The organism is Pararhizobium sp. P1_E7 (assembly GCF_056405855.1).
Genome location: NZ_JBFUBH010000084.1, coordinates 1 through 10,333, shown reverse-complemented (window position 1 = coordinate 10,333; position 10,333 = coordinate 1). Strand labels below are relative to the sequence as shown.

Below are 10,333 nucleotides of genomic sequence, written 5' to 3'. Positions count from 1 at the left end.
CGATCGCGGGGGTCAACGACCCGCATACCGGCGGCGCGTCAATCACTGGCACGGCGACCGAGAACCAGGTGTTGACTGCCGTCTCCACTCTGGCCGACGTCGATGGCCTGGGTTCGCTGCACTATCAGTGGCAACGCAATACCGGCTCAGGTTACGTCAATGCCGGAACCGACCAGGCGACCTACACCCTCGGAGACGCCGATGTCGGCGGCACGGTCCGGGTGGTCGTCAGCTATACCGATGGCCAGGGCTTCTTCGAAAGCGCCACCAGCGCCAGCACCGCCGCGATCGCCAACGTCAACGATGCCCCGACCGGCGGCGTGTCAATCACAGGAACGCTTGTTGAAAACGAGGTCCTGACCGCCAATACCTCCGCTCTGGCCGATGCCGATGGCCTGGGGACGCTGCACTACCAGTGGCAACGTGACAGCGGTTCGGGATTCGTCAATGTCGGGGCCGACCAGGCGACCTACACCCTGAGTGATACCGATGTCGGCGCCCACATTCGGGTGGTGACTTCCTACACCGACCAACAAGGCACCGCCGAGGCGGTAACCAGCGCCGGCACCACGGCCGTCGGCGCCGTCAACGACCCGCACACCGGCGGCGTGACGATTGCCGGCACAGCGACCGAAGATCAGGTGCTGACTGCAGTCTCGACACTTGCGGACTCCGATGGCCTGGGGACGCTGCACTACCAGTGGCAGCGCAATACCGGCGCAGGCTTTGTGAATGTCGGCACGGACCAGGCGACCTATACCCTGCGCGACGCCGACGTCGGCGGCATTGTTCGCGTGGTGACGAGCTATGTCGATGGGCGGGGTTTTGCCGAGAGCGCGACCAGCGCAGGAACAGCCGCGATCATCAACATCAACGACGCACCATCCGGTAGCAACAAGACGGTCACCACGCTGGAGGACACGCCACGTGCACTGACATCGGCCGACTTCGGCTTCAGCGACACCGATGGCAACACGCTTTCCCGGGTCAAGATCACGGCGCTTCCTGGTGCCGGCACGCTGACCAACAACGGCATCGCGGTGTCTGCCGGTCAGTTCATTTCGGTCGCCGATATCAATGCGGGCAAGCTGAAGTTCACGCCGGCCCACAATGCCAACGGTACCGGCTATGCCCACTTCACCTTCCAGGTACAGGACAATGGCGGCACCGCAAATGGCGGTATCAACCTCGATCCCTCGGCAAACACGTTGACCATCAACGTCACACCGGTCAACGACGCGCCGGCCCTCGGACTGACGCAGACGCTGACTGTCATAGTCGAGGATGCCTCAACGGTGACTGCGCGCAAGGTGGCAAACCTTGCGACCACCGACGTCGATGGCGGCAAGAACGTACTGTCGCTCACGGGTGCCGATGCCAAGCTGTTCGAGATCAAGAACGGCGCGCTGTGGCTAAAGGCCGGCGTGACGCTCGACTTCGAGACCAACCCCGTCTTGGACGTCACCATTCGTCTTGATGATCCAACGATCGGCACAAGCTACGAGGCTTCGAAGACGATCAAGATCACCGTCGGTGACGTGAAGGAGACCTCGCCGGGCACCTCAGGCAACGACACGCTGACCGGCACCGGCGGCGACGACATTCTCGACGGCAAGGGTGGCAACGACATCATCAAGGGCGGCGCCGGCAACGACACGCTGATCGGCGGCACCGGCATAGACACGCTCTATGGTGGTGCCGGCAAGGACGTGTTCGTCTTCGCGACAACACAGGACTCGGCTCCGGGTTTCTCCGGGTTCATCAACAACGGTTCGCTCAATCCGCTTTCGGGCGCTGACAAGCGCGACATCGTTGCCGATTTCCTGCGGGGCGAGGACCATCTCGACCTCTCCAAGATCGACGCCAACGCGAAGGTCTCCGGCAATCAGGCCTTCACCTGGAAAGGGACAGGCAATTTCTCGGGTGGCTCGGGCGATCTGATCTACCGCACCTTCGACGCTGCCGGCACGGCCAACGACAAGACGATCGTTTATGGCGACGTCAATCTCGATGGCCGAGCCGACTTCCAGATCGAGCTCGCCGGCATCATCAATCTAACGAAAGGCGACTTTATTCTGTAGTTTCGGCGCTCGGTGCCCAGCACCACGTGTGTGCCCCCGTATCGATAACGTGACAACGCCATTGAAACCGCTCGACGCGCCGCCAGCTGAAAAGCCACCAGCGGCGCGTCCACGCGAAATAAAGATCAACTGAGGGGGATCGCGTTGCCGTCCTTGCTCGCTTGGTAGATGACGGAGAGATCGTCATATTTGCGACTAATGGCGGCGGCCCGTTGCTTCAGTTGCGAACGGTGCGGCTCCGGCGCCTGATCTATCAGCGCGTGGATTGATTTCCCCTTCCAGAAGGCGTTCGTCCGGTTATAGCCGCCGGGCTCCAGCGTGAAGACCTCCTTCAAAATCTTCAGGTCATGCGGAATGGCAAAGGCGTCGCGGGAATCCTCGTGACTAAAGAAGTAGAAGAAGTTGTCGAAGCCAGCCCAGGTGATCGCCGAAAGGCACATCGAGCACGGCTCATGGGTCGACAGAAAGATCAGGTCGCGCGAGTCCGGCCGCTCGGATCCTGTCATTTCGTAGAACCGCTTCAGGGTGTGCACCTCTCCGTGCCAAAGGGGGTTTTCGGTCTCGTTGTTGGTTTCGACGAGAACGGTCGAAAAATCCGACTTCCGCAACAGGGCGGCGCCGAAGATCTTGTTGCCGGCGGCCACGCCCACTTCTGTGGCCGGGATGATGCCGGACTCCATCGCCAAGAGCAGGGCGTCCAGCAGCTTCAGTGTTTCGTTTTGTTCGGTCATTTCATTTTCCTTGAAGATTGGTAGGCTGACGACACAGGTCGGAAATCCCATCCGGACCAGATCAGAGATTTGCGGGTGTTCAATGAGCCTGCGCCGCGAGCACGGGCACCTCAACGCCTTTGGCGTCATAGAGCTTGCCATTGAGGAAGTAGTCGCCATCGTGAAGCCGGGCGATATCCTGGTAGCGGATGCTCCGTTCGACCCCCGCTACGAACACGGACTGCTGGTCAGAGTTACCGGACTTGATGTGGTTGAACAGCAGGTTGAGGGCGATTGCCATCAACGCGGCGGAGCTGATGCCGGAATGGAATATCGTGGCAAACCAGGCTGGGAAGTGCTCGTAGAAGCCTGGAGACGCGATCGGGATCATGCCAAACCCGATGGACGTTGCCACGATCACCAGGTTCATGTTGTTGTTATAGTCCACCTTCGAGAGGGTGCGGATGCCGCTTGCCGCCACCGTGCCGAAAAGCACGATCCCGGCGCCACCGAGGACGGAGCTTGGCACCGCCGCGACCACGCGGCCCATCACGGGCAGGAGGCCGAGGGCAACCAGGAAGAGGCCCCCTGTCGCCACCACATACCGGCTTTTCACGCCGGTCACGGCGACCAGCCCGACATTCTGGGCAAACGCACTCTGCGTGAACGAGCCGAAGACAGGGGCGATGATGCTGGACAGCATGTCGGCGCGCAGACCATCGCCGAGACGCCGGGAATCGACCTTGGTCTCGACAATCTCGCCTACGGCCAGAATATCCGCCGACGTCTCGACGAGCGTCACCATGATCACGATGAACATCGAGATGACCGCCGCAATTTCGAAGGTGGGGTAGCCGAAGTGAAAAATCGTCGGAAGGGCGAAGAGCTGGCCGTTCGCCACCTGCGAGAAGTCGGTCATGCCGGCGACATGGGCAATCCCAGTGCCGATCACTATCGCAAGCAGGATGGACAGCCGCGAAATCGACGCACTTCCGAGCTTGCTCAGCAGGAGCACGATGGCAAGCGTCGCTGCGGCGAGTTGGATGTTGGCGGGGCTTCCAAAATCCGGCGCGCGGCTGTTGCCGCCCATCGCCCAGAACGCGGCGACCGGCATCAGCGTCAGGCCGATGGTCGTGATGACGATTCCCGTGACGAGCGGCGGGAAGAAGCGGGTGATCCTCGAAAACACCGGCGTGATCAGCAGGCCGATCACTGACGCCACGATGACCGCCCCGAGAATCGCCTGGATGCCGCCGTTGCCGGAGATCGCGATCATCGTCGCGACGCCCGAGAATGAGACGCCCTGCACCAGCGGCAGGCGGCTGCCGAAGAATGGCAGGCCGATCGTCTGAAGAATGGTGGCAAGGCCGCCGGCAAAAAGCGATGCTGTGACCAACAAGCCGACGTCGTTCGTGCCGAGCCCGGCCGCTTGTCCGAGAATGAGCGGTACAGCCACGATGCCGCCGTACATCGTCAGAACATGTTGAAGCCCATAGGCGAGATTGGCCCCAATGCTGAGCCTTTCATCTTCCGGGCGCGTGTTGAATGCATTTTCCTCTTCCTTATGTGCCAAGGTAAACTCCTCCATACCTTTGCAAGCATTTCGCTTTGGGTTGCACCCCTGTCGATCAGGCATTTCGGCATAGCCATCGGGGCACAGGCTTATGCCGGAGCCATGCTCATGCCTGAAGCGGATAACGCTGCCGGTTGCGGACACAACGGCCAGGGCGCATTCGAAAAACCTGCAGCCGCGTTCTAGAGGCGGGCTTGCTGAATGGGTTTGAACGGCGCGTGCTGGTCTGTCGGGTCACTGCCGCGCGACGATTTTCTGGAATCTTTGCCCCGATGTTCGCCAGCCGCGCGCTACGATGGGTGTCGCGGGGGCCGTGGTCGAGCGGACACTGTGCGGATGGCGTTTCCGAAGCACAGCCATGGCGAAGTTCGTCATGAAAAAGATTATTGGAATACATGCCCTATCAGCTCCATAGTTGGACCGGCTTTTGGCCAGTTTCGCTAGGACCCTGTTCCAGGAGGTGCGAACTCCGGATCGTCATCAACACACGTTGAGCGGGGCATTCCTTGTGAGGTCTAGACCTGCACTGCCACAAACCCTGCATTCTTTTTGCAGAACCTGTCAAGCACACGCCCGCGGCTATTATGCCGCCTGATCGCGGGATCTCTCCACCCGCTCCGCGCTAATGCGTGTCGCGACTTCACCAATACTCAGCCAAATCAGGGCGTCGCCGGTTACAGACAGCACATCGTCGATGATATCTTCTCAGGAAAAGGCGAAACACCTTCAGGAAAATCGACAGAGATTTCCGTCAAAAAACGATGACTGGAAAACCTGATGCCAAGCCTCCGCTTCCATCACTCGCGGCCGTAAAGCCCGCATCCAGTATCGCTTGCCTCGCGTTCCGTCTTGGCGAAGTGACTGCAGAAAGGGGTAGAGGCTAAAGTGCCATCTACACGTGAAAGCTTGATCCCTCCGGCAAATTGCCGGGAGCAATTCCTCCAGCTGCAAGCTTGGTATGACCGTTCGGAGCGCCCGTGGATCGGACGCCCCGAACAGGTAAGCTACTTCTGGATGCAGGTATCAACGGTGTCCTTGGTGCACTCGTCGAGACCCGTGAAAACGGGATCGTCGACCGGCTTACCGGCGATCAGGTCCAGCATTACCGACGGCGCCTTATAGCCCATCTCGAACGGCCGCTGGCCGACGAGTGCCGTTACCAGGCCTTCCCGCGCGATCGCCACTTCGTCGCCGATCGTGTCGGCAGCACCAATGACGAACTCGTTGCTGGCTATCTTGTCAGCCATAGGCTTGAACAAGTCGCGGTAAGGCTGCGGCGCGCCGAACAGCGGCCAACCGCCCATAATGCCGAATGCACCAAGGTCGGGATTGGCGGCGAGGATATCGGTCATCGCCTGAACGCCCTTGGCGCCGTCGTCATTGGTGAACACCGGGCACCCGGCGACTTCCGTCCAGCCGCCCTCACCCTTCAGCTCGGCAAGTCCCTTCTGGCCGGTCAGCGTRTCGCGCATGCCCTGGGCACGGCGCAGAATGTTGTCGGCACCCGGATTGCCTTCAATCGTGCAGATCTTGCCGCCGTTCGGCATGGCCTTTTTGATGTAATCGCCGATGCGTGCACCCATCAGATAGTTATCGGTGCCGAGATAGGTCTTGCGTAGCGCCGAGTCTTCGGCGGCAAGGTCCGCATCCAGCGTCATCACGGGAATCGTCGGATTGGCAGTCTTCAACGTCTGGGCGATCAGTTTGGCGTTAGACGGCGAAATCGCAATCGCAACGGTGTCGGCCTTGCCCAGCATGTCCTGGACGATCTGCGCTTCACCGGCCTCGTCCGAGGTCGATGCCGGGCCTGTGTAGAAGCATTCATATTCCGAGTCCGAGTTTTCCTTGTTCCATTTTTGGCACCCCTGGTTGATCGCTTCGAAGAATGGATTATCAAGGCCCTTCACGACGATGACCAACTGCTTCTTGGCCAAAGCCTGTCCGGCAGTGAGTGCCAGAACGGCGACGCCAAGCAATAGTAACTTCCTCATGGCTTCCTCCCTTGAAACAGACGGACACGGCGTGCCCGCCACACGTCAACCCGGGTACCAGACTATGCGAGGGTCATTCTGAGAGCGCTCGTACGCCCAGGCCGAGTCGATAAGCAATTCCAGATCGTAGACAGGTCGCCAATCCAGCAGGTACTTGGCCTTGCTGTTGTCCATCCAGTTCGAGTGGAACTGGCTCGGTATGTCGACGGATTCGAGGCCACGGGTGCGGGCGAGGTAGCCGGCGACTTCGCCATAGTCGACCGGCCGGTCCATGCAGATGTTGAAGAGCTGCCGCTTCGCACGCGGATTGTCGATCACGGCCAATATGGCGCCGACCAGATCATCGACATGCACGAAATTGCGCTTCAGCGGGCGTCCGTCTGCGTCGCGCAGCAGCGGCACAGTGCCTTGGCTTACATAGCGCTTGGCGTCGGCTTCCGGAACGAGCGTTCTCCAGTCAGGCCCGCCGAACACGTCGTCACCGAAGGAAAGCGTAAATTTGAAGTCATCCTTTTCCATGATCCACGGCGCGCGCAAACAGCAACCGTTGATGTCGTACTGGACGCCGAACTGTTCCAGCATCACCTCTTCCAGAACCTTCGACAGAGCGTAGCTCCCGGGATACGCGCTGTGCGGCGTCTGTTCGGTGATTGGTCCCTGGTGGCGATAGTAGAAATGGCCTATCGCGGCATCGCCGCCGATGAGGATGAACTGGCGCGCGAGGGCGTTGGAACGGAACGCCTCAAGCAACCAGAAGAGGCCCTTGACGGTGATGTCCATCACGTCGGCGGGCGTTTCCTTGCAGGTGGCTAAGTGGACAACATGTGTAACGCCGGTGAGTGCGGCAGTCACGACGTCCCGATCGGCGATCGAGCCACGGATCACCTCGACCCGGTCGGTCTCGGCGCACAACCGGTTGTGGCACAGCGCGCGAATACGCGCATTGGCAAATCGCGGATCGTCAAGCAGCCCAGCTATGAAGTGCCGCCCGACCTTTCCCGTGGCACCGGTGACAAGGATAAGCATGCTCTCCTCCCAGCAACAGCTAATATCCACGCGTTGCATTCGTCAACGTGTATTTGTATTACAAATGGAATATTATGAGGTGTGGTTCGATTCATCGTACAATTGATTGACGGTATCGCGCGGTTTTGCATAAATGCTAGGTATCGCGTCCTCTGGCAGGGAACCGATACGCGAGGGCTCCGCGCGCAGCATGAGCCTGGCTCGGGTGGTCGTGCGCCTGAGAGCTCGGGGAGGTTAGAAGGCTGGTGACGGTTCTCGAACTCACCAACATCTCCAAAAATTTTGGCGCCATCCAGGCGGTCAACGATGTTTCGCTTACCCTTGAGGCGGGGCAAGTGGTCGGCCTCATGGGCGACAACGGCGCCGGTAAATCGACGTTGGTCAAGATGATTGCCGGCAACTTTCGGCCAAGTCACGGAACCATGCAGATGGACGGCAGGGAACTCGTGCTTCATCGCCCCGTGGAAGCACGCCAGCATGGCATCGAGATCGTTCACCAGGATCTTGCGCTCTGCAACAACCTGACGGCGGCGGCAAACGTATTTCTCGGGCGCGAACTGCGCTTCGGCGTCGGCCCGTTGAAGGTTCTGGACTACAAGTCGATGTACCGACGCGCCGGAGAGATTTTCAAGGAGTTGAAGTCAGAGACGCGCCCACGCGACCTCGTCAAGCAGATGTCGGGTGGTCAGCGGCAGGCGGTGGCGATCGCCCGGACGATGCTATCGGAGGCGAAGATCGTGCTCATGGACGAGCCGACGGCGGCCATTTCGGTCCGCCAGGTGGCGGAAGTCCTCAATTTGATCCGCCAATTGCGTGACCGGGGCATCGCCGTCGTATTGATCAGCCATCGCATGCCGGACGTCTTTGCAGTTGCCGACCGGGTCATCGTGATGCGGCGCGGCAGAAAGGTCGCCGACAAGTCAATCGCGGCGAGTTCGCCCGAGGAAGTGACGGGGCTCATTACCGGAGCGATCGAGCAGGTATGATGAAAGCAGATCCACTGGATCGGATGGAATCGAAGGTCGGCGATGACAATTTCCCTTGATCAAACGATCAGTCAGAAGCAGCAAGGCTGGCTTGCGGCCACCCTCGGGAGTCAGACCCTCTGGGTGCTGCTCTCCGTCATCTGCGCCTGCATTTTTCTCTCTTTTGCCACCGACTCCTTTGCAACAACGAAGAACCTTTACAACATCACTCGTAACGTCACCTTTGTTGCGATCATCGCACTCGGCATGACGATCGTCATCATTACCGGCGGGATCGACCTGTCGGTGGGCTCGGTGCTTTGCCTGTGCAGCATGGTGCTGGCGGTTGTCATGCATGCCGGCTACGGCATTGAGGTGGGCATCGCCGCCTCAATCATCACCGCGCTTGTGATCGGGGCGTTCAACGGGGTGCTGATCGCCTATCTGGGTTTTCCACCTTTCGTCGTCACGCTCGGCATGCTCTCGATAGCGCGCAGTCTGGCGATGGTTGCGTCAAACAATACCGTCGTCTTCCAGTTCGGGCCGGATCACGATAAATTACTGGCGCTGGGCGGCGGCGCATGGTTCTTCGGCATTGCAAATCCGGTACTCTACATGATCGTCCTGGCACTTCTCACCGGCTTCGTGCTGCGCTGGACAAGGTTCGGCCGCTACATCTTTGCCATCGGTGGCAATGAACACGCCGCCACGCTCACGGGCGTTCCTGTGCGAAGGATCAAGGTTACGGTTTACATGATTTCCGCCCTCTCGGCGGGGATCGCCGGCATCATTCAAACAGGCTGGCTTGGAGCCGTCACGACCAATATCGGCGCCGGAATGGAACTCCAGGTCATTGCTGCCGCAGTCATCGGCGGCGCCAACCTGGCCGGTGGCGTCGGCACTGCCTCCGGCGCGCTGATCGGGGCCGCACTGATCGAGGTGATCCGCAACAGTCTCGGCTTGCTCGGTATCAACGCTTTCTGGCAAGGCACCTTCATCGGCAGTGCCATCGTGCTTGCCGTCCTGTTTGATCGGATTCGCAACTTCCGCCAAAGTGAATAGAGGGCGGGACAAGAACTGTTCCCCCGAGATACGCGGCGCGTGTCCTTAATTACCGCAAGAGTGTCAGCCCGGTCTGCGCATCAAACAGGTGCAGACGATCCTCTTTGACGATAAAGCAGACGTCGTCACCGGACTTTGGACAAACGCCTGCCTTGACGAGCGCCCCGATTTCCTTATCCGCGAACAGGAAGGTGACGAGGGCATCATTGCCGTGGAATTCAACGAGGTCCGCAGTACCGGCAACGCAGTTGATCCCGATTGCCCCGGCGGCTGCGGTTTCAAGATCCGCAGGACGAATACCAAGCACGATCTTCTGTCCGTCCGACAGGTTAAACCGCCTGCCGGAAACAGCAAAAGCGGCCCCTTGCACATGCAGCAACCAGCCATCGCCGTTTGCTTCGGCCGTCGCATCGATGAAGTTCATGTTTGGGGTGCCGATGAAGCCGGCGACGAACAACGTGCGCGGCCGCTCGTAGATTTCCGCCGGCGTGCCGACCTGCTCTATGCCGCCGTCCTTCATCAAGACGATCCGGTCGGCCAGCGTCATGGCTTCGAGCTGGTCATGGGTGACGTAGACGGTCGTCGTCTTAAGCTTTTGATGCAGCCGGGCGATTTCGACGCGCATATGGTTGCGCAGCTTCGCATCAAGATTGGAGAGCGGCTCGTCGAAGAGAAACACACGCGGCGTTTTGATCATCGCCCGGGCGATGGCCACACGCTGCTGCTGCCCGCCCGAGAGGGCAGTTGGCTTGCGTTCAAGATAGGGATCGAGGCCGAGCGTGGCCGACACCGCCCGTATGCGCTTGTCGATTTCCGGGCTTGGGATTTTCATGCGCTTCAGGCCAAAGGCGATGTTGTCGTAGATCGTCATATGCGGGTAGAGCGCGTAGTTCTGGAAGACCATGGCAACGCCCCTGTCGCGCGG

The 10,333-nt window shown here is 59.9% G+C and carries 8 protein-coding genes; 3 read left to right on the top strand and 5 right to left on the bottom strand.

What is annotated here, in order from left to right; all coding sequences use genetic code 11:
- A partial coding sequence (locus AC1D17_RS25910; RefSeq protein WP_477568146.1) for a M10 family metallopeptidase C-terminal domain-containing protein occupies positions 1 to 2,081 on the top strand: 2,081 nt, incomplete at its 5' end.
- Positions 2,082 to 2,206: 125 nt separating this feature from the next.
- Here the strand turns inward: AC1D17_RS25910 and AC1D17_RS25905 are convergent.
- The 4 genes from AC1D17_RS25905 to AC1D17_RS25890 all read right to left on the bottom strand — a co-directional run bounded on the left by AC1D17_RS25905 (position 2,207) and on the right by AC1D17_RS25890 (position 7,381).
- Positions 2,207 to 2,812: a nucleoside deaminase gene (locus tag AC1D17_RS25905; protein ID WP_477568148.1), complete on the bottom strand. Its 606-nt coding sequence runs from the start codon at positions 2,810 to 2,812 to the stop codon at positions 2,207 to 2,209.
- A gap of 79 nt (positions 2,813 to 2,891) precedes the next feature.
- Positions 2,892 to 4,379 carry a nucleobase:cation symporter-2 family protein gene (locus AC1D17_RS25900; protein WP_477568145.1) on the bottom strand — a complete coding sequence of 496 codons (1,488 nt, stop codon included), beginning with the start codon at positions 4,377 to 4,379 and terminating at the stop codon, positions 2,892 to 2,894.
- 989 nt (positions 4,380 to 5,368) lie between these two features.
- Positions 5,369 to 6,355: a sugar-binding protein gene (locus AC1D17_RS25895; RefSeq protein WP_477568144.1), complete on the bottom strand. Its 987-nt coding sequence runs from the start codon at positions 6,353 to 6,355 to the stop codon at positions 5,369 to 5,371.
- A 45-nt stretch (positions 6,356 to 6,400) separates the two neighbouring features.
- Positions 6,401 to 7,381, bottom strand: coding sequence for an NAD-dependent epimerase/dehydratase family protein (locus tag AC1D17_RS25890; RefSeq protein WP_477568143.1), 981 nt, complete (start codon positions 7,379 to 7,381; stop codon positions 6,401 to 6,403).
- A gap of 242 nt (positions 7,382 to 7,623) precedes the next feature.
- Between AC1D17_RS25890 and AC1D17_RS25885 the strand changes: the two genes are divergently transcribed.
- Both AC1D17_RS25885 and AC1D17_RS25880 read left to right on the top strand, forming a co-directional pair.
- Complete coding sequence (locus AC1D17_RS25885; protein ID WP_477568147.1) at positions 7,624 to 8,367, top strand: ATP-binding cassette domain-containing protein; 744 nt, start codon at positions 7,624 to 7,626, stop codon at positions 8,365 to 8,367.
- Positions 8,368 to 8,409: 42 nt separating this feature from the next.
- Positions 8,410 to 9,408, top strand: a complete 999-nt coding sequence (locus AC1D17_RS25880; RefSeq protein ID WP_477568142.1) for an ABC transporter permease — start codon at positions 8,410 to 8,412, stop codon at positions 9,406 to 9,408.
- Between the two features lie 49 nt (positions 9,409 to 9,457).
- Here AC1D17_RS25880 and AC1D17_RS25875 read toward each other — a convergent pair.
- The coding region (locus AC1D17_RS25875; protein ID WP_477568141.1) for an ABC transporter ATP-binding protein at positions 9,458 to 10,333 on the bottom strand (876 nt) is incomplete at its 5' end.

Coding starts and splice junctions, on each gene's coding strand:
- AC1D17_RS25890 (WP_477568143.1), bottom strand. CDS start 7,381: ATGCTTATCCTTGTCACCGGTGCCACGGGAAAGGTCGGGCGGCACTTC.
- AC1D17_RS25900 (WP_477568145.1), bottom strand. CDS start 4,379: ATGGAGGAGTTTACCTTGGCACATAAGGAAGAGGAAAATGCATTCAAC.
- AC1D17_RS25880 (WP_477568142.1), top strand. CDS start 8,410: ATGACAATTTCCCTTGATCAAACGATCAGTCAGAAGCAGCAAGGCTGG.
- AC1D17_RS25905 (WP_477568148.1), bottom strand. CDS start 2,812: ATGACCGAACAAAACGAAACACTGAAGCTGCTGGACGCCCTGCTCTTG.